Origin of the sequence: Zestomonas carbonaria, assembly GCF_904061905.1 — a bacterium.
Lineage (GTDB): Bacteria > Pseudomonadota > Gammaproteobacteria > Pseudomonadales > Pseudomonadaceae > Aquipseudomonas > Aquipseudomonas carbonaria.
The window spans coordinates 63,771-83,854 of the sequence record NZ_CAJFCI010000080.1 but is presented as its reverse complement, the minus strand read 5'-3'; the positions used below and the strand labels follow the sequence as shown (position 1 = coordinate 83,854).

Annotated in this window: 15 protein-coding genes and 1 pseudogene; 9 read left to right on the top strand and 7 right to left on the bottom strand. The window is 58.4% G+C overall.

Annotated elements, in window-relative coordinates; genetic code table 11:
• Positions 1 to 76: 76 nt before the first annotated feature.
• Complete coding sequence (locus PSEWESI4_RS21400) at positions 77 to 1,129, top strand: AraC family transcriptional regulator (protein WP_187673247.1); 1,053 nt, start codon at positions 77 to 79, stop codon at positions 1,127 to 1,129.
• A gap of 11 nt (positions 1,130 to 1,140) precedes the next feature.
• Here PSEWESI4_RS21400 and PSEWESI4_RS21395 read toward each other — a convergent pair whose 3' ends face one another.
• The 4 genes from PSEWESI4_RS21395 to PSEWESI4_RS21380 all read right to left on the bottom strand — a co-directional run bounded on the left by PSEWESI4_RS21395 (position 1,141) and on the right by PSEWESI4_RS21380 (position 7,939).
• Positions 1,141 to 3,492, bottom strand: coding sequence for an efflux RND transporter permease subunit (locus PSEWESI4_RS21395; protein ID WP_187673246.1), 2,352 nt, complete (start codon positions 3,490 to 3,492; stop codon positions 1,141 to 1,143).
• Positions 3,489 to 4,622, bottom strand: coding sequence for a YCF48-related protein (locus PSEWESI4_RS21390; RefSeq protein WP_187673245.1), 1,134 nt, complete (start codon positions 4,620 to 4,622; stop codon positions 3,489 to 3,491). Before PSEWESI4_RS21390 ends, PSEWESI4_RS21395 begins: the two co-directional genes overlap by 4 nt.
• A 78-nt stretch (positions 4,623 to 4,700) precedes the next feature.
• The gene (locus PSEWESI4_RS21385; RefSeq protein WP_187673244.1) at positions 4,701 to 6,050 is read right to left on the bottom strand and encodes a DUF1329 domain-containing protein; all 1,350 of its coding nucleotides are present in this window, start codon (positions 6,048 to 6,050) and stop codon (positions 4,701 to 4,703) included.
• Positions 6,051 to 6,064: 14 nt separating this feature from the next.
• The gene (locus tag PSEWESI4_RS21380) at positions 6,065 to 7,939 is read right to left on the bottom strand and encodes a DUF1302 domain-containing protein (RefSeq protein WP_187673243.1); all 1,875 of its coding nucleotides are present in this window, start codon (positions 7,937 to 7,939) and stop codon (positions 6,065 to 6,067) included.
• A gap of 322 nt (positions 7,940 to 8,261) precedes the next feature.
• Between PSEWESI4_RS21380 and PSEWESI4_RS21375 the strand changes: the two genes are divergently transcribed.
• The 3 genes from PSEWESI4_RS21375 to phaZ all read left to right on the top strand — a co-directional run bounded on the left by PSEWESI4_RS21375 (position 8,262) and on the right by phaZ (position 11,621).
• Positions 8,262 to 8,780 carry a 2,4'-dihydroxyacetophenone dioxygenase family protein gene (locus PSEWESI4_RS21375; protein ID WP_187673242.1) on the top strand — a complete coding sequence of 173 codons (519 nt, stop codon included), beginning with the start codon at positions 8,262 to 8,264 and terminating at the stop codon, positions 8,778 to 8,780.
• Between the two features lie 246 nt (positions 8,781 to 9,026).
• Positions 9,027 to 10,706 carry a class II poly(R)-hydroxyalkanoic acid synthase gene (gene phaC / locus PSEWESI4_RS21370; protein ID WP_187673241.1) on the top strand — a complete coding sequence of 560 codons (1,680 nt, stop codon included), beginning with the start codon at positions 9,027 to 9,029 and terminating at the stop codon, positions 10,704 to 10,706.
• 51 nt (positions 10,707 to 10,757) lie between these two features.
• Entirely contained in the window at positions 10,758 to 11,621 is an 864-nt protein-coding gene (gene phaZ, locus PSEWESI4_RS21365) for a poly(3-hydroxyalkanoate) depolymerase (protein ID WP_187673240.1), read from the top strand.
• Positions 11,622 to 11,730: 109 nt separating this feature from the next.
• Here the strand turns inward: phaZ and PSEWESI4_RS21360 are convergent, their stop codons facing one another.
• A complete protein-coding gene (locus PSEWESI4_RS21360) occupies positions 11,731 to 11,853 on the bottom strand; it encodes a toxin-antitoxin system HicB family antitoxin (protein ID WP_268960819.1) in 123 nt (40 codons plus the stop codon).
• 29 nt (positions 11,854 to 11,882) lie between these two features.
• Here PSEWESI4_RS21360 and PSEWESI4_RS21355 point away from each other — a divergent pair.
• A pseudogene (locus tag PSEWESI4_RS21355) lies at positions 11,883 to 12,496 on the top strand (IS5 family transposase); the annotation flags it as partial.
• Between the two features lie 658 nt (positions 12,497 to 13,154).
• Here PSEWESI4_RS21355 and PSEWESI4_RS21350 read toward each other — a convergent pair.
• Entirely contained in the window at positions 13,155 to 14,270 is a 1,116-nt protein-coding gene (locus tag PSEWESI4_RS21350; protein WP_187673239.1) for an IS630 family transposase, read from the bottom strand.
• Positions 14,271 to 14,317: 47 nt separating this feature from the next.
• On the opposite strand from PSEWESI4_RS21350, the gene PSEWESI4_RS21345 reads away from it, so the two are divergent.
• Positions 14,318 to 14,611, top strand: a complete 294-nt coding sequence (locus tag PSEWESI4_RS21345) for a LexA family protein (protein ID WP_187673238.1) — start codon at positions 14,318 to 14,320, stop codon at positions 14,609 to 14,611.
• A gap of 39 nt (positions 14,612 to 14,650) precedes the next feature.
• On the opposite strand, the gene PSEWESI4_RS21340 is transcribed toward PSEWESI4_RS21345, so the two are convergent.
• Positions 14,651 to 15,151, bottom strand: coding sequence for a hypothetical protein (locus PSEWESI4_RS21340; RefSeq protein ID WP_187673477.1), 501 nt, complete (start codon positions 15,149 to 15,151; stop codon positions 14,651 to 14,653).
• Positions 15,152 to 15,644: 493 nt separating this feature from the next.
• Here PSEWESI4_RS21340 and PSEWESI4_RS21335 point away from each other — a divergent pair, with 493 nt between their 5' ends.
• The 3 genes from PSEWESI4_RS21335 to PSEWESI4_RS21325 are packed head-to-tail and all read left to right on the top strand — an operon-like array spanning position 15,645 to position 20,083.
• The gene (locus tag PSEWESI4_RS21335) at positions 15,645 to 17,525 is read left to right on the top strand and encodes an ATP-binding cassette domain-containing protein (protein ID WP_187673237.1); all 1,881 of its coding nucleotides are present in this window, start codon (positions 15,645 to 15,647) and stop codon (positions 17,523 to 17,525) included.
• Entirely contained in the window at positions 17,500 to 18,897 is a 1,398-nt protein-coding gene (locus PSEWESI4_RS21330) for an ATP-binding protein (RefSeq protein ID WP_187673236.1), read from the top strand. Before PSEWESI4_RS21335 ends, PSEWESI4_RS21330 begins: the two co-directional genes overlap by 26 nt.
• Complete coding sequence (locus PSEWESI4_RS21325; RefSeq protein ID WP_187673235.1) at positions 18,875 to 20,083, top strand: hypothetical protein; 1,209 nt, start codon at positions 18,875 to 18,877, stop codon at positions 20,081 to 20,083. The genes PSEWESI4_RS21330 and PSEWESI4_RS21325 overlap by 23 nt, the downstream gene beginning before the upstream one ends.
• Position 20,084 lies beyond the last annotated feature (1 nt).

The window sequence follows — 20,084 nt, the reverse complement described above, 5'->3', positions numbered from 1 at the left end:
CTTCGATGAATGACTATTTGACCGGAAACGCCATAAACCTGATAAATTACGCCAAAATAACGATAACGGACCCGACATGACTGATCTCGCACGGGCCTCGGCCCTTCATGGCTTGGCCGAGTTCGCCGCGCTGTATGACCTGCAGGCGGCGCAACTGCTGAAGGACGCCGGCCTGCCCGGCGACTCGCTGGAGCGCCCGGAGCACCTCATTTCCTACCGGAAGTTCGTCAGGCTGCTGGAAATCGGAGAGCTGCGCTCCGGCAATCCGTTCTTCGCCCTGGAGTTCGGGCTGCACCAGGGTGTCGGGGTCTTCGGCCCGCTGCTCTACCTGATCCGCAATGCCAAGGACGTCGGCGACGCCCTGCGCGAGCTCAGCCAGTATTTCCATCTGCATGCCAGCGCGGCGGAGGTCCGCCTGGAGATCGAGGGCGACCACGCCCTGCTGCACTATGACGTCGTGGACATCGACAACCTGCCCAATCTGCGGCTGGCCATCGAGATCGTCGCTGGTGTCGCCATGCAACTGATGCGCACCCTGCTGGGCAGCCGCTGGCAACCGAGCGCACTGCTGCTTCAGCACGCCCCGGTCGTCGAGCCTCAGTCGTACAAGCGATTGCTCGGGCTGGTGCCGCAGTTCAACACACCGTTCAATGCCTGGATCTTCGATGCCCGCCTGCTCGAAACGCCGCTGTTTTCCGCCGACCCGGAACTGCACCGCCTGATCCGCCAGCACCTGAGCACTCTGGACCAGATCACCATCCGCGAACTACCCACCCATGTGCAGCAGGTGCTGCGCAGCCTGCTGCCCAACGGACGGGTGAGCATCGAGCAGATCTCCCAATACCTGATGCTCAGCCCCCGTACCCTGCAGCGCTACCTGGCCGAAGAAGGCACCTCGTTCCAGCAGTTGCTGGACCAGACCCGCCAGGCCATGGCCAGCAGCCATCTGCGCGACTCGGCCATCGACCTCACCCAACTGGCCGGGATACTGGGCTATGCCGATCTCAGCGCCTTCTCACGGGCCTTCCATCGCTGGTTCGGCATGAGCCCGCGCGAGTGGCGCAAGCAGCACGTTCCCGATCATTCCGCGCGGCGCAAGCTGGCCCGCCAGCGGCGCCGCGCAGTGTAGGGACAGGCCCGTCAGCGCCCCTTCCTGCCGAGAAGCAGCGACGCCAGTGCCGGCATGAGCAACAGGGCGCCGACCATGTTCCAGAGGAACAGCAGCACCAGCAGCAAGCCCATGTCGGCCTGGAACTTCAGCGCCGAAAAGACCCAGGTCGCCACCCCCAGGGCCAGGGTCAGGCCAGTGAAGGCCACCGAACTGCCCGTCGTCTTCAGAGACTCGAAAAGTGCGCTCTGGAAATCCAACCCTCGGGCCAGGAAGTTCTCCAGCCGGCTGTACAGGTAGATGCCGTAGTCGACACCGATGCCCACGCCCAGGGCGATCACCGGCAAGGTGGCGATCTTCACCCCGAGCCCTATCTGTGCCATGACAGCCTCGCAGAGCACGGTGGAGAGGTACAGCGGCGCCATCAGGGCGAAGGCCACCCGCAACGAACGAAACTCCAGCCAGACCATGGCGCCAATGATGAGGAAGACCAGGATCAGCATCTGCCGTTCGGACTGTTTGATGACGATGTTGGTCGCCGCCTCTATGCCGGCATTGCCAGCGGCCATGAGGATCTCGAAATCGCCATCGGCATGCTTCTCCGCGAAGGTGGTCACCGCGCTCACCACCCGGCCCAGGGTCTCGGCCTTGTGGTCGGACAGGTAGAAGCTGATCGGCGCGATGCTGCAGTCGCGGTCCACCAGTTCGCCGGGCACGCCGGTGCGCGCCTCGCCCATGACGTAGCGGTCGCGGGAGAATTCGGCCCACTTGGGATTGCCCTCGTTGCGGGCCATGATGTTGAAGCGCATGGTCCGGTACAGCGACTGCACCGACTCCACGCCCTCGACCTCGAGCAACTCCCGCTCCAGGCGGTTGGCCAGGTCGGCGGCCGGGAAGCGCGAGCACTGCTCCTGGGGCGTCTTGAACATCACCACGAACACATCCGTACTGGTGCTGTAGTGCTCCAGCAGGTAGGCATTGTCACGGTTGTAGCGCGACTCGGGGCGGAACTCCGGGGCACCGGCATCCAGGTCGCCGATCTTCAGATCGCGCGCACCGTAGTACCCCAACCCGAGCAGGACCAGGCCGAGCCCCACCAGCGGCCAGGCGAATCGCGGCTGGACCAGTGCGGCGACACCCCGCCACAGCGACCAGGACGACTCGTCGCGCTTGCTCTGCTGTCGCAGGCCACGCGGGCTGACGCCGACATAGGACATCAGCACCGGCAGCAGGAACATCTTGGTGAAAATGGCCACGAAGACACCGAGGCTGGCAGTGATCGCCAATTGCTGGATCACCCCGATATCGATCACCAGTAGCGTCACGAATCCCACGGCATCGGCCAGCAGCGCGGTCGAGCCGGGAATGAACAGAACGCGGAAGGTCCGCTGCGAAGCCTCCAGTGATGTGGCCCCCCTGCCCATTTCGCTCATCACCAGATTGATGTTCTGGACCGCGTGGCTGATGCCGATGGCGAAGATCAGGAACGGCACGAGGATCGAGTAGGGATCGAGGCCGAAGCCCAGCAGGCTGAGCAAACCCAACTGGCAGAGTACGGTGAGCAGGCAGGTCAGCACGGTAACCGCGGTGCTGCGCCAGCAGCGGCAGTACAGATACAGCATGGCGCTGATCAGCGCGACGGTGATGGCGAAGAACAAGGCAATGTCGGATGCCGCGCTCAGCAGGTCGCCAATGATCTGGGCGAAACCGATGACGCGGATGCTCACTCCCTGAGCAGCAAAGTGGTCGCGTACTTCGCTCTCCAGTGCCTGGGTGAACGCTCCATAGTCGAGTGGCTGGCCGGTTTCCGGATCGCGCTCGAGCAGCGGCACGCGGATGATCGCCGACTGGAAATCGTTGGCGACGAAGCTGCCGACCATGTTGGCGCGCTGGATGTTGAGACGCACCTGGGCCAGGGACTCCGGACTGCCGTCATAGTCGTCCGGAATGACCTTCCCCGACCTCAGCCCTTCGTTGGTGACTTCCGCCCACAGGGCGTTGGGCGTCCACAGCGACTTGAGTTTGCCGCGATCGACCCCCGGGATGTAGAAGATCCTGTCATTGACCTCCCGCAGGGTCTCCAGGAACTCCTTGCTGAGAATGTCTCCCTGCGGGTTCTCGACCAGCACCCGCAGCACATTGCTCTGCGGCCGCAGCACCTCCTCGAACCTCAGGTAGTTGGCCACGAAGGGGTGGCTGGTCGGGATCATCCTCGTGAAGCTGGCGTCAGGACGCAGCTCCAGCGCTTTGTAGCCGAGCAGCAACGAAGCTCCCAGAAAGAACATCAACACCGCCAGGCGATGACGGAACAGCAACCGCTCGCAGACCGAAACGAGACGCTCCAGCCCCCGCTCACCAGTTGCCACATGGATCTCGGCATTCATTGCAATTGTCCCTCCAGCTCATCCAGAGGGAGGATCCGTAGCCCATGGCTGCCAATCAGCGCCACCGTCCCCGCATCGGCTTCCACCGCCCCCATCCAGGCCCCCCGTCTTTCGCCGCGCCAGACGCGGAACGCCCGTCCGTCCCGGCTGTACAGCAAGACACCACCGTGCCCCGCGAGCAGCAGGCTGCCATCCGCCAGTTGGCTGCCACCGTAGAGGCTGACCCGTACCGGCACCTCGAGAGCTTCCCAGCTCCGTCCTTGGTCAAGGCTGCTCAGCAATACGCCGCCGAACCCCAGGGCCAGCAGACGGCCATCGCGCAGTTGCAACAAGTGGTACAGCGAAGCATCGGCCAGTTGACTGGCCGGCTGCCAATGCCCGCCGGAATCCTCGGAGCGATACAGGCGCCCCCCCTCCCCGGCCACCAGCAAGCTGCCGTCGGCCAGGCCGAGCACGGCATTCAGGTGCAGGCGCTCGGGGTTGTCCAGGCCGGGCACCAGTGCCCACGAACTCCCACCGTCGCGGGTATGCAGGATCGTGCCGTAGGCCCCCACGACCCAGCCTTCGCGATCGCTGCGGAACCAGACATCCAGCAGCGGATGCGACGGTCCCGCCTCGCCGCCGCTGCGGATATCGTCGAGGGCAAAGATGGCGCTGTCCAGGGCCTCTGCCAGCGCCTCATCGTCCGGATCAGCCGCCTGGGCCGCCTCCAGCCGGGCCACCTCGGACTCGGCCCAGGACTGCATGATGCGGTTGATGGACACGCCATCGAGTTGCCTGCTCCAGGTGTGCCCGCCATCGGCGCTATGGAGGACGACCCCGTCGTGCCCCACGACCCATCCGTGCTGCGCATCGACGAAATGCACGGCGGTCAGCAACAGATCAACAGGCACATCCGCCTGGACCTGGCTGCCATCCGCGGCGCGTAGAAGCACACGGCCGCCTTCACCGACGATCAGCAACCGGCCATCCCGGGCCTGGATGTCGGTGAATGCGGAATCGGCAATCGAACCGGAGACAGGAGAAGGACGCGCCAGTCGGTCGACCAGGGGCACTGTAGCAGCCTGGCCGGACAGCAGCCCGATATTCAGGCCGAGCAGGAGCGCAAGTGCGGAACGAACGTAAGGCATGGCACAAGTCTCGAGAAAATAAAAAGGAGGTGGCGGGTCGGGTACCCGCCACCCCAAGACCACGGAGCGGTGTCTTGGTCAGCGGCCGCTACGACGCAGCGCCGCAGGCGTGAAGCTCTTGATCGTGTCGGTGACGCCGAAGGTGATTGGCTTTTCCTCGTTCGCCAGGCCGAATACATAGCTGCGGCGGGCCTGCAGGTCGTAGGAGGCTTCGCTGATGTGGAGGGCGGACAGCACATCGTAGCGTTGCAGGGAATGCGCTTCCTCGACTCGCCAGAGCGCGCCACGCCCGTCGTAGATATCCGCGGCGAGCACGGCCCAGCTATCCTCGTCGACGTAGAACACCCGCTTGGCATAGATGTGCCGCTCGCCCGGCTTGAGCGTGGCTTCCACCACCCAGACGCGGTGCAGCTCGTACCTCAGCAGGTCGGGATTGAGGTGATTGGCCTGGATGATCCGGTCGTAAGTCAGCGTGCGGTCGGCCAGCTTGTAGGTGTTATAGGGCACCAGCATTTCCTTCTTGCCGAGCAACTTCCACTCGTACTTGTTGGGTGCGCCGTTGTACATGTCGATCGAATCGTTGGTGCGCAGGCCGTCGGCGGTGACCGGCGGCGTGTCGTAGGATAACTCCGGCGCGCGCAGCACCCTGCGCTGCCCCGGGTTGTACTGCCACGCCAGGCGGTCCTCCTTGGTCTGGTCGAGAGGCTCGTGCACCAGGTTCTGAGTGCCCGCAAGGCTTTCCGGAGAGGTCACGGTGGCCCAGAAGTAATAGAGCCGATTGGGTACGGGATTGCCCAGCGCCGATGCCATGGCGACCTTGCGGATGCGCCGCACCGGTGTGAAAGCCCCGTTGGACTGCACCACCATCTCGGTGGGGTAATCGACGTAGCCGCCGACACGGTAACGCACCATGTGGTTCCACATCACTTCCAGGCCCGAAGAAGGAATCGGAAACGGCACACTGGTCTTCTGGTAGTTGAGCAAGCCATTGCCACCATCGGCCAGCTCGACCGTGGCGGCTTCCTGGCGGATCAGGTCGTATTCGGCCTGCGGCAAGGCCGCGGTACGATGGGTCGGATAGACCGCCATCCTGAAGCTGGGATACTTCTCCAGCATGGCCTTGTGACCTGCGCTCAGTTGGTCGGCGTACTGCGCCATGTTGGCCGCCGTGACGCTGAACAGTGGCTGTTCCTCGGCAAAGGGGTCGATATAGCCCTTGTCCGCCTGGTACCCGGCGGGTGCCGTGGCGAGGCCGCCGGTCCAGGCGGGAATGGAACCACTGGCATTGCCGGCCTTTTCCGCCCCCACCGGCGTCAGATCCTGCCCCAGCCGGGAGATTTCATCGGGACCGAGCTTGGCCAGGACACCAGTGCTGACGAGGCTCATAAATCCGCCGAGAACGGCGGCAGAAAGAAGATGCTTGTTCATGGAGTGCCTCGAGATCAGAAGCCCATACGCACACTGAGCGCGATGAAGTCGCGGTCGGTGGCAATGAAGGGAGTGTTGCCGGTACCGGACCAGGACAGGTCCGCACTGTATTTCTGCATGTAGTCGGCTTTCACGCCGATCGAGCCCAGCAACCTGTCCTCGACGAAGTTACTGTCGTAGGACCAGCCCTGGACGTCCTGGCCGAACGACAGGTAGGGGGAAACGTTGACCCCGGCGAACAGCCCCAGGTAGTTCAACTGGGCAAACAGGCGATAGCCCCAGGAGAAATCCGTGGTGAAGCCGTCGCTGCTGCAACCCAGTTTCTGATAGCGCGGAGCGACCCCGAGCGAGCAGCCGAGCGAACCGGGCCCCTGGCCATCGACCAAGTTGCTGCCATAGAGGTCCGGCTTGCCGTAGCGACGCTCATCCTGCCCGGGCAGATCGTGGATGTACTTCATCGCCACCTCCCCCATCAGGGACAGGTTGTCGCTGCCGAGTACCTGCGGGAAGGTCTTGAGGACACCCACCGACAGTTGCGACACCTCAAGGCGGTCGTAGCCGTTGACGACCGAGCCAGGCGGAGCGTCGAGCAGGTCCCGGGCCAGCGGCGCCCCCAGGCCGGCGAAAGTCAGCGGGTTGCCATAGATGGCCGGCACCGTGTCGCCGGTGAACAACGCCACCGGCTGGTTGGGCCGATAGCTGTATTCGCCGAATACCGAGGCCCCCGCGACGTTGGTGGAGAAGCTCAGACCGAAGATGCGGACGTCTTCCGGGAATGTCACGAAGTAGTCGGCATTACTGGCCTGCAGACCGGGAATCCAGCCTGGTCCGGCGCCGGGACGCAGATCGGTATGCGCGCCGGTAAGCGGGGTGCGCGAGTGAATGTTCATCGCATAGGCGCCGAATTCGGTACCGATGCTCTCGGCGAAATAACGCAAGGACATGCCCATCTGTCCCTGATCCGACGGCTCGTCGTCCGAGGAGCGTCGGACGATCAGGTCGTTGGCATAGGCGAATTCGTCGTTGGGATTACCCGCTCCGGTGACGTCCACGCCGAAGCAGCCGTCCTGCAGCATGTCGAGCGACGCGAAGTAGGTGCCGCAACCTTCCAGTACCGTCTCGCGCCATTTCAGTTGGTAGAACGCCTCCAGGCTCAGGCTGTCGGTCAGCCCCAGGTTGGCGTACAGCAACGGCACCGGCAGCAGGGCCTCCTTGAGCTGCGAGCCCGGACGGCGCAAGGCCGCCACATCGAGCGGGTTGATCGCATTCAGGCCGTTCTGGAAGAACAGCCCCTCGCCCCAGTTGACCACCTGGTTGCCGGCGCGCAAGTGCAGAGGGCGATCGGCTATGTCGAAATCGCCGAAGACATAGGCATCTAGCAACTCGATACCCTGGAACTTGGCCAGATCATCGAAGTGGCTGTCGTCCAGCTTGCTGTCCCGCTGGTAGCCATTGGCCGAATGCCCATGGTCGACCTTGCGATTGTTCAGCGTGTAGTCGTACCAGGCCTTGCCGCGCAGGAAGGCGCCATAGTTGCGGTAGTTGAGCTCGATCTCGCCGAGCAGCGTGACAGGCGACGACACCAGGTCGCGCTTGCGAAAATTCAGTCGGCCATCGTCGACGTTGCGAGCGCCCCTGGGATTGGACTCGCCAGCACTGCCATAGCCCAAGCGGCTGGCATTGCCCTGGAAAATCCACGTCTTGTCCGGAGTCTCAGCGTTCCAGATGCCGCCGGCGCTGATGCTGCCGTTCGCCCTTCCGCTGACCTCGCCCCAATCGAATTCCGCAGCGTGGGCGGATATCGCGAAAGCCAAGGGACTCAACACCCATGCGATCCTGGCTGCCGCCCGGAATCCACTCCTGGCCTCTCGGCCACCTCGTGAGGTCATACACCACCTTCCTGCTTATTGTTCTTGGAAGCCACATCCGGGGCGTCTTCCTCCAGGTGACAAACACCGGAGAGGCCGCGGGTGGCGAGCAGATCATGAAGCTGAAGGTGGTTTACTTCCGGACATAAGGCGCCATTTATTTTGCAAATCGCGCCAGCTCCTCTCGGGATATACAGCCCCGAAAAGGAATAGCACCCCAAGGAACTCTAGGCGCGATATAGCAAGTAACTGGCGCGTTCCATCAAGTATCTGGAACGGAGGGAGAGGCAGGATGACGACAGACCAATAGCCTGGTCGTCGTACCCAGACAGGAGAACAACAAATGCCCATGCCGAACATCGTCTACGAGCACAAGGAACTGCTCACTCTCAACACTCGCGAACTGCCGATCTACGAAGACGCGGTGCCCGGTATCCCCGGCATCGACTCCCAACCCTTGTTCATCGACACCCACTCCAACGTCTGGGTGTTGCGCATCATCTTCAAGCCTGGCGTTCTCATGCCCGTGCACTACCACACCGGGACAGTGCACCTGTGGACCCTGTCGGGCAAATGGTACTACCTCGAGTACCCGGACCAGCCGCAGACCGCCGGCTGCTATCTCTACGAGCCGGGAGGCTCGGTCCATCAGTTCACCACCCCCGCCGACAACACCGAACCGACCGAAGTGATCATGGTAGTGAGCGGCGCCAACATCAATTTCGATCAGGACGGCAACTACCTCGGCGTCCTCGACGCCAGCGAAGTCATGAGCATGATCGACCACCTGATCAGGGAACGCGGCCTGCAACCGGCTCGCTACATCACCCCCGCAGGCGCGCGCTACAGCGACGAGTCATAAGCCTGCCAGCGTGCGGGCATGGCAGTGAACAGCCATGCCCGCCGAACAGCAGGTACTGCTCAGCCTCCCCTTTTTCATCCCGATGTCGACACAGAAGCGGATGGACCGATGCCTGAACGGTCCAGCTGCAATTCTCCGCCGCCCCACCACCGGCCCGGTGCGGGAGGATGTGCAACGCCGAGCACCTCTGCACTCCTCTCAGTGACGTGGACTGAAGCGACGACAGCCCCACCCCGGAGTACCACCATGGATCAAAAAGACAAGTCTGAGCTTTCCCGGCAAGCCTCCGAATACACCTTGAGCCTGAATCCAGTGGTCGGCCCACGTGGGCGCGACCTGCTCAGCAGCGCGCGCATGGTGCTGCTGCAAGCGATGAAACAACCCCGCCATAGCGCCAAGCACACACTCGCCTTCGGTATGGAACTGAAGAATGTCCTGCTCGGCAGGTCCGAGCTGCAGCCCGACGACCGGGACAAGCGCTTCACCGACCCGACTTGGCAGCAGAACCCGCTCTTCCGCCGTTATCTGCAGACCTACCTGGCCTGGCGCAAGGAGCTCGACGACTGGATCAGCGACAGCAACCTGTCCGAACAGGATGTCAGCCGCGGCCAGTTCATCATCGGACTCGTCACCGATGCCTTGGCGCCGAGCAACACCCCAGCCAATCCCGCGGCACTCAAGCGCTTCTACGAGACAGGGGGCAAGAGCCTGCTCGATGGCCTCTCCCAACTGGTCAAGGACCTCATCGACAATGGCGGTATGCCGAGCCAGGTGAACAAGGCGGCCTTCGAGGTCGGCCGCAACCTGGCCACTACGCCAGGCGCCGTGGTGTTCCGCAACGAAGTGCTGGAGCTGATCCAGTACCGGCCGAGCACCGAGCAGGTCCACGAGCGGCCTCTACTGGTGGTGCCGCCGCAGATCAACAAGTTCTACTCCTTCGACCTGTCGCCGGAAAAGAGCATGGCGCGCTTCCTGGTCGGCAGCAGCCTGCAGACCTTCGTGGTCAGTTGGCGCAATCCGGGCAAGGAGCAGCGCGAGTGGGGCCTGTCCACCTACATCGAAGCGCTCAAGGAAGCGGTCGATGCGGTCCTGGCCATCACTGGCAGCACGGACCTCAACATGCTCGGCGCCTGCTCCGGCGGCGGAACCATGTCCTCATTGCTTGGCCACTACGCAGCGCAGGGCGAGAAGAAGGTCAATGCCTTCAGCTTGCTGGTCAGTGTGCTGGATACCCGTGTCGATACTCAGGTTTCTCTGTTCGCCGACGAAAAGACCCTGGAAGCCGCCAAGCGCCACTCCTACCAGGCTGGCGTGCTGGAGGGGCGCGACCTGGCGAAGGTGTTCGCCTGGATGCGTCCCAACGACCTGATCTGGAACTACTGGATCAACAACTACCTGCTCGGCAACGAGCCGCCGGAATTCGATGTCCTCTACTGGAACAACGACACCACCAACCTGCCGGCGGCTCTGCACGGCGAATTCCTCGACATGTACCGGAACAATCCGCTGACCCGCCCTGGCGCGCTGGAGGTCTGTGGCACGCCGATCGATCTGCAACAGGTCACCAGCGACTTCTACTGCGTGGCCGGTACCACGGACCACATCACCCCGTGGGAAGCCTGCTACCGCTCGGTCCACCTGTTCGGCGGCCAGTGCGAGTTCGTACTGTCCAACAGCGGGCATATCCAGAGCATCCTCAACCCGCCGGGCAACCCCAAGGCACGCTTCATGACCAACAGCGAACGGCCCGCCGAGGCCAATGACTGGCTGGAAGGCTCGACCAAGCACAGCGGCTCCTGGTGGCCCCACTGGCAAGCGTGGCTGCAGGCCCGCGCCGGCAAACTGAAGAAGGCGCCCACCAAACTCGGCAACAGGGCCTACTCCGCCGGCGAGGCCGCCCCCGGTACCTACGTGCATCTGCGCTGACAGCGGCGGGGTACGCCCCGCCCCCCCTGACTCCTCAAGGACTCGAACCGAATGACCCACTCCTTCGTCTTTCGCACCGTCGAGCTGGATGGCGAGCATCTGCGCATTGCCATCCGCCCCGGTACGTCACCGATGCCCCCCTTGCTGGTATTCAACGGCATTGGCGCCAATCTGGAGTTGGTGTTTCCCTTCGTGCAGGCACTGGCCCCGGACATGGAGGTGATCGCCTTCGACGTACCCGGCGTCGGTGGCTCCTCCACCCCACTGCTGCCCTACCGCTTTTCCGGATTGGCCAGACGAGTGGCTCGAATGCTGGATTACTTGGGCTATGGCCGGGTCAACGTGATTGGCGTGTCCTGGGGCGGCGCCCTGGCCCAGCAGTTCGCTCGCGACTACCCCGAGCGCTGCAAGAAACTGATCCTGGCGGCAACCGCCACCGGCCTTTTCATGCTGCCGGGCAAGCCCGGGGTACTGTGGAAGATGGCCACTCCGAGGCGTTATATCCAACCCCAGTACGGTGCTCGCATCGCTCCGGACATCTACGGCGGCGCCTTCCGCCATGACGCCAACCTCGCCCTGTCGTTCTCCAGCAAGATCCGCTCCGGCGGCAGGCGCGGCTATTACCTGCAACTACTCGCGGGCTTCGGCTGGACCAGCATTCACTGGCTGCACCGCATCCGCCAACCAACCCTGGTACTGGCCGGCGACGACGACCCTCTGGTCCCCCTGATCAACATGCGCCTGCTGACCAAGCTCATTCCCAATGCAGAACTTCATGTGCTCGATGACGGCCACCTATTCCTGGTGACCCAACCAACAGCAGTCGCACCGCTCATCAATAGATTTCTGGCCGAAGAGACATACCGTGCAAGCATTCATGCCCCCCTGAGCGAGCCTCAGGATGAGCCTGCATAAACATGTCGAAGGGCCCCTCCTCCAAAGTAGCCGCTGCGCCCCCGCTCTCCATGGCTCGCAGGAAAGCCAGCGAGCCCTTCTATCCTGTATGCGTAACGCGTTCGAATAGCTAGTCAGCCCATTGGCTCAGACTTTTCCGGCACCCTGAGCCAATGGTGGCGGCAGCATGTACTTCTGGGCGAATACGCAACATCACCTTGCCGGACGTCGTCTTCTCCGGTCTAACCCAGATCCTGTACGAAAAGTCGATGCGGGCAGAATCGCCGCCGCGATTGGCGAGACAACGGCACGTTCGACCAGGTACTTGAGCGTCTGCATATTTGGCTGAATCAGGAAGGGCTGATCGATCTGGACACCTGGATGATCGACTCCACCGTGGCACGTGCCACCCGAGCCCCTTTAGGCGCCGGAAAAATGGGGGCCGGAAGAACCGCTAGACCATACCCAGGGACGCAGCCGAAGCGGCCTGACCACCAAGACTCACCTGGTTTGCGATGCCAACAGCGTGCCTCTACGCTTCCTGCTTTCAGCAGGACAAACCCGCAACATTGGACAGACCCAGCCGTTTTTGGAACAGATACGTATTCCCGGAAAACCGTGGCGCCCTCGCAAGCGCTGCCGCTGATTGTTGGCTGATAAGGGTTACGACACCAAGCACCTGCGCCAATACTGCGACCGCTACCGGATGCAACCGGTGATCCCGCGGCTCACCATGAGGCGCAAACCCAAGCCAGAGCTGCCCGGATGTTTGGCTGGCTGAAAGAGAACCGGGGATCGGCACCCGCTACGGCAAGTTGGCCAGAAGTTTTGCCGCGATGGTCACGCTGGCTTGCACCCTGCGCGGTCTACGGCAGTGCTTTTCGTACAAAACCTAGGGCGCTGCAATGGGAGTTCATTCATGCCACCGCCGGCAATGCCTCGTGCCCCCTAAGCGCACCTTAAGGCCATAGCGCCTGCTCCTACCTTGCTACGCCCCCTGGGATCCGGTTCGAGCAAGTCCTGACTGACAATGACGCTTGTACCAGTATTGTTGCTTCAAGCGTCTTTGCTCTCCCCTTGGGCTAGATAGCACCTTGCTTCTCTCCCTCACTATGGAGAGCCGTGACAGCCTCGTCCAAACGGTCACCAGGACGCTCAGATTGCAAGAACGAAAAAGGCCGGAGCTTTCGCTACCGGCCTAAGTCGTTGAGGTATATGGTCGGGACGGAGTGATTCGAACACTCTACCCCTTGCACCCCATGCCAGAGGTCGATCTCATAATCCATTGATTTTAAAAGCATCACTTAGGGCGCTCGCTGCCACCGATGTCCTACGGTGCCTGACGATTTTCAACGATTCCCCGCAAAAGTCCCTGAGCAAGCGCATACCCTTGCTCGGCCAGCGTCGATAGTGGGAACCTGCCCTAGGGCACTTACCAACGCCTCATTGATGCCGTCGAGGCTACGAGCCCTATCAGCAAGGCTCTCACCTATCAGTTGCATTGGACTCAACTTGGAATAGCCAACATAGGTTACTAGTACCGCTGCACAGAGGTTATGACGGTTTGTCATAAGTCGGTACTGGGTAGGCTTTAGCCAGTTTTTCCCGCGCCGCCTCGGTAGAGAACATCCAGTTGATGCGGGCACCGCTGGCGTTTCGCAGTTGCTCCCAAGCCGCGACCTCGGCGATCAGCCGATCGCGGCAGTCGATGCGGCGATCCAGGCACTGGCTTCGCAGCACGCCAATTTCAATCTCGACCATGTTGAGCCAACTGGCGTGCTTGGGGGTGTAGTGGAATTCGATCCGCTGCAGGATGCGGCGGGCCTCTGCAGGTGGCAGGGCTTGGTAGAGCGCAGCAGGCGTGTGGGTCGACAGATTGTCCAGCACAACCCGGATGCGCGCTGCCTGGGGGTAGTGGATATCGACTAGGTCGCACATGCACTGAGCGAAGTCATCGGCCGTTCGCCGTTCGGTGACTTTCACCTTGCGCCAGCTACGGTGTGCATCGAGGAAGACGAACAGATTGGCGGTGCCGTTGCGCTTGTATTCGCAGTCGTAGCGCAAGGGTTTGCCCGGCTCGGCCGGAATCGGTTGGCGTACCTCGCCGATGAGTTGGGTTGGGCTTTCGTCGAAGCACACCACCGGGTGCTGTGGATTCGGGGTTTCGGCATACAGGTCGAGTACGTCTTCCATGCGTGCAACATATTGTGCGTCGACCTTGGGAATGCACCACATGTCCTTGCGCCAGGGCTTCAGATCGTTCTCGGCCAGGCGCCGACGTACCGTCTCGCGCGATAGTGCTTCGTGCTCGGTCAGCTTGACGAAGGTGTCGGCGAGCAATTCCAGCGTCCAACGCACACGTCCCTGTGGCGGATTGGTGCAGGCGGTGGCCTCCTTCTTGCCACTGAGCTTGCGCTGCGCCCCACGCCGAGCCTGTTCGTCCAGCGCCGCTTCCAGCCCCATCTCCACGAAGCGGCGCTTGGTGCGATACACCGTGGATTCGCCAACCGACACGGTGGCGGCAATGCTCGCGTCATCCTGGCCAGCGTGCGCCGCCAGCAGGATCTGCGCTCGCTTGAGCTTGCGGACCGCATGCTTGCCGCCGCTTAGCAGGGCAGCAAGCGCCTCACGCTCGGATTGGTCGAGTTCGACTCGATAGCGTAGATTCATCCGGATGGCCTCCTGCGCAAAGGAGCCTTTGACTGCCGGGGTTCCGAATGAATCAGAAATCGCTTCCAGTGTCTGGCGAGCGCTCAGCCTGCCCGGACTTCACCGACAAGCAAGGTCAGTATCTCGCCTTCATCTGGGCCTACAGCGTGATCAATGGCCGCGCTCCGGCCGAGCGCGACATGCAGCGCTTTTTCGCCGTCACGGCACCTTCCGTCCATCAAATGGTGCTCAACCTCGAGCGCAATGGATTGATCCGCCGGCAAGCAGGCATCACCCGCAGCATCGAACTGCTCGTGGACCACAACTGCTTGCCTGTCCTACACCCTGCCAAACTGTCATAACTCCTGTGCAGCGGTACTAGCCTGAAGATGCGAGAATCTTTAGTGCACAATGCCCTCATTAGCATGGCTGTTATGCGCTCTGAGCTCCTTCACATACAAATCCCAAAGATAAATACATTCTGTCGCAAGCTCTAAAGCGTCAATAAAATCAGTATTGCTTAAGACAGTGTACTTGCACCGCACTATCTCTCCACCCTCATCGCCGGTAAGCCAGGTAGATGTATGTCGCTCTCTACCCACCATTTGCGGCTGGCGATCAGTACGCAAGGAGCGAGTCAGCTTACAGTGTTTAGATCCGTTAGCTAAATCAGCACAGATCTTTAATGCTCGGTGACGATCTATGTAGGCGTCCACTTGCCGCGCAGTCACACCGATCTTATTGAGATGTATTATCCAGTCCCGCACATGATAACAATGAATAAAAAAAGAAATAACATCATCATCGAATGCCTCTCTATCATGACCCACTGAAGAGAAAATACCTGCATAGATATTTTCTATCCGCTTAAGATACCTACCTGCCCTCTCTAGTTGCTCCAACTAAACATCTCCAGCACATAAGGGTTTAAGTTACTTCAGGGACTCAGTCAGACTCATGACTGACTGCTCACAGAAATTTTCTGTCGATCCGAAAGAGATAGTCAAGTTAAGCACAATTATGCATCTGGAGGGTCGGATCAGCCCGCCGTCCCGAAGACGAAGAGTGGAAGGGTCGTAGATTGCAGATCGAAACACCCCGTGTCGGGGGTACCTCGCGTCTGAGGTTTCAAAAATTCAGCTCGAAGCAAAGGTGTGGATGAGATGAGCCCGCACCCACCTGTAGCACGCTAGCAGCCCAAACTGAAGGATTACGGCCTACCTTCCCTACCCTCTCGCACGCCCCTCCTAGGCGCCCCAGGCCTTCAACGAGACAGCTATAGGCCAAGCTCTCCTTTACCACTTGCTCGCCCCAAGCGCCGTAAAATGGTATGGTTGCAGAAGCGATTCTATGTTAAAGGCACATCGTGCCGTTCAGTAAAGAAAAAATGATTTTATGAGCAAAACAGCGAAAACTTATAGTGTCGTAACCTCAAACCCAAAGGGGCACTACAAAAATATTACAGTGCGTGGCGGAGACGAGGCACCAGTTACCCTGCGCGTACATCGTTTTGCAGTTGTAGGAAAAGGTGACCAAATTCGCTTTGGTGCAGCGGGTAACAATAGGGTTTTTGTTGTTTCCAAAGATGAAAACGAACCCGACATTCCGCTAACCCCGTTGTTTTCGATTGAGGATACGGTTTCCATTGGGAAGGAAAAATTTGAACTTCGCATTCGAGAGATAAACTCAGAATCCGACATGCGAGCTCTAGAGTTCCTAGAGCAATTTCATTATAAAACCAACAACTCCCTAAACGAAAAAACACAAGAAGAAGAAACTAAAAGCGTAACTGCTTCTGTTGGAGGCCGACGAGCCGTGCTTTATGCTTCCATTAAATTTGGAAAGCGCTGGCTACCCGCTGGATATATCGACCTGCAAATGCCGCTCATGATGTGCAAGCCTCGGCACCAAGCTTTTAACCATCCCTTCGAACACCCTAAGCGCGAAATTCGCTGGGAGCGCTGGGATCAGCGTGCAATGAAAGACTATTTGAACACCATTGTTCGTATTGGTCGCGTCGTGGTCAGCCCTGAGCTGCGGGGTCTTGGCATTACGCGACGCCTCATCAAGGCTGCAAAAGCGTTCTCAGCTGAGCGCTGGCATATAGGCGGAGTACGTCCGATCTTCATGGAAATTTCAGCAGAAATGCTGAGCCATATTGATTTCGTCACATCTTCGGGATTCAGCTTTATTGGAAGAACCGAAGGAAATATTTCACGCGTCCTGAAGGACATGCAATCGATGGCGCGTGCACCGGGTGGTGAATTTGGAATAATGAGCCTGCAGCGCAAATATTTCAGAGTACTGGAAGATTATTGTAAAACACTGCAGATCAGCTTCGACGAAGGTCTTGAAATTCTCCGCCGCAAGATCGAGCAAAGCCAAGACTCTCTAACAACGGGCGAATGGGCAGTCTTGCGATCAGTCATTCGCAATCCAATCCCCTATTATCTGTGCCCGCTAGATGACTACGCGACTAATTACCTCCGAGCTGCCCTAAAAGCATTTCCCCCGACGGAGGAAACCACCCTCAATAAGGTCGAATTCTCAGCCAAGAGTACGCAGATCAGCATCAGTAACCTATCAATACGAGCGGCGTATCGAATTCCGGAAACCCGTTCAACGAAAATTGTAATGGACGCGTTCGGTCTAAAAGGCGATACAGTCTATGCTGACATAGTCCAGAATGTTTCAGTGAAAGCCTCGAATGGCAACATAGTATTTGTAGTTGGCACTAGCGGAAGCGGTAAGAGTGTCTTTTTAAACTCACTGGACCCAGATAAAACATTAGATGGCAACCTAACAGTTAAGCGCACAGGAAGCATGAAGCATTCAGCAGGCTGGCTTCGCCCGCTACGAGACGACGCTCCTGTGTTCGAGGTCTTAGCAGAGAAATTTACACCAGAAAAGGCTTTTGTTGCCCTTAGCCGTGTCGGCTTATCAGAGGCACTAGCCTTTATAAAACCTTTTTGGATGTTGAGCCGCGGGCAGCAATATAGAGCTATGATCGCCGACCTCTTGCTCCGAGACGAAGAGGTTTGGCTCCTCGATGAGTTCTGCAGTGATCTCGACCCAATTACGGCCAAAATCGTTGCACACAATTTGCGTAAACAAGTTATTGCGACCGGCCGCATTGCCTTTATCGCAGCAGCCAATCACATTCATTACCTAGACGCACTGCGTCCAACCAAAGTTTTAATGCTTCGCTCCGGCGATGAACCAGCATGGCTATCTTTCAAGGAATATCAGGATGAGTTTCTCGAGCAAGTTGGCTGAGCGATTCGGTACGGTTATTGATAAAAGCCCCTACTCAATCGAAGATCCACTGGTAAAAGTTCAATATATTTCCAAAGGGCAAAATGTTGTTTTTGGTCGCACTTTAAAAGAAGAAAAATACAACAACCTGCTCTATGTTGGAAAAATCTTGGAAAGCACTAAGGGCAAGAGCTACCTAGGTGCAGATGCGTGGCTGGATACAACTTTTCCGCATGTAATCTATATCACCGGCACTCGCGGAAGCGGTAAGAGTTTTGATCTTGGCGTACTAGTTGAAGGCATATCCAAGCTAGCATGCCCCTCGCCAATCCAAAACGATGTAAAGCCGATCACCTCAATTATTATCGACACCCAGAGCCAATTTTGGACCCTTGGCTACGCACCACGTGAAGCTATTGAGGCAAATAAAATTCAGCTCGAAGAGCTAAAGCGTTGGAATTTGAAGCCGAATAATTTAGCAGCAGCAAAGGTCTTCACACCGCCAGGATCAACCACCTTTCTCGGCACCGAGAAGAAGCTTCAGATTAGACCTCGGGATGTACGAGCAGAAGAATGGTGCGCATTACTCAGCCAAGAGGTCTATAGCCCTCAAGGGCACATTATTACAGCAACACTTGAAGCTCTAGGTGACCAGGATTTCGAAATTGCAGACATGCTAAACTATATCGCCAATGATACAAATTGGCCGACCGTCGCAGAGTCTTCACGCAATGCCATAACCTATAAACTAGATGACTACCGACGCACTAACTTATTTTCAGCTGACGGCCTGAGAATAAGAGACTTCCTGGAAGACGGGACCTGCAATATTCTTTCACTGCGCGAATTACGCAATGAGGACAAGTCACTCATAACAGCGGTTATTGCTCGCAACCTTTTTGACATTCTGGGACGACATCACAATAAAAAGAAGACAGCTAGCTTCTTTGATCAGCCGTTTGAGAGCGATGGAACCCCCGATCGTGTCTGGCTGGTTATCGATGAAGCGCATGTAGTGGCGCCCAGAGATCATATTTCTCCGGCACGAGACGCACTTGTAGAGTACGTTAAACGAGGCCGTGATGCCGGGCTCTCCTTAGTACTTGCCACTCAACAGCCATCAGCTCTTGACGACCGTATACTCAGCCAGGTGAATGTTACCTTCAATCACCGATTGAGCTTTCAAAGTGACATTAATGCAGCAGTGGATCGAATTCCAACAAAATCAGTAAAAACCATGAAATTTGCGGGCACTAATCTAACCGACTTTGGGGACATGGTACGAGTGCTCGATTCTGGCCAGTGCTTCTTAGGGGATCAAGCTAGCAGTCGTGCCGTCCTTGTTCAAATTCGACCCAGAGTAAGCGCACATGGCGGCTACAGTCCATTCTGACCCCTATGCGATCTTGCTGCGGAAGATCGGTTACTCCGTAGGTTTAGAGTTCACTGCAGATCGTATTGGGAATCTGACCTCCCGATATCTACAAGATCGCGATATTACTACCGCAAGCTGGCATGAGCTTGTCACAGGTAGCAAAAGTGAGGGCTACTGGGGCAGAGACCAGAGTGCAGAAAAGCACATTGCAGACTTCTTTTATTCTCTTCGTCTAATCCAGCGGACGACCGGAGATGTGCTTGCCCTCGAAAACCTTGATGCACTAGCCATCGCGTCAGAGCTACTGAGTGATGAACAAGAAAAACGTACTGCACAAGACTTTCTTTTTCTCTGGGCCATACTCACTAACGATGGCGAGATTTTCGTGAATCTTTTGCTGGCAGGGTTTGAAGAACAGGCCATAAAAGACACGCTAACAACCATGATGCTAAACAAGCGAATGGTTGCAACTGAAGCATTAAAAGGGAAAGCAACCGAACAACGCATTAACCGAATTATAACAATAGAGCGCCAAGAAAAAAATGTGGGTAGTAAAGGGTCAGGTCAATCTATAGCATCCTTGAGGCGTACTGTACAGTTACATGCCGAACTTACAGGCAGGTTAAACTCAGATAAGAACTATGATATAGATATCTCTGAAGACTACCTCCGAAAAGTACCACCAAGGAGGCGGGATTGGGCAGTCTCGCTCGGACTGTGGGAGGGAGAAATAGGATTAACGCAGAAAGGCCATAACTTCCTCAACAGCCTACGCCAAAGCGGTTACATCGATGGACAAAACCGCTTCACTTATTGGCCTATGGACTATGAACTAGTTCGGTCCGGCCTTCGCCCGAACATCTTTGGCGAGGCAAAAGGATTATGGAATTGTCTTGTTGACTTCTCAGCAGCTTTTGGCAACGCACAGGCCACCTCGAAACCGGAAGATGATCAAGACGCCATGGTAGAGCTTATTAAAGACATGATGAAAGTATTCCGCAGCTTACATGTGCGAAAAATCATGTTAAGGCGAGAGCTACCAATCACGATTGCCTACCCGGTGGCTATAGCACTATCTTACGCGCAAAACCATGCGATACTTGACCTTCCTGCGGCTATCCTTGCAGAGCAAAAGGGAGAGCAGCGCCGAGTGGCACTACGGCAGTCGAGACGCACCGGCGGCGCCTTGAGCATCAAGAGATAAG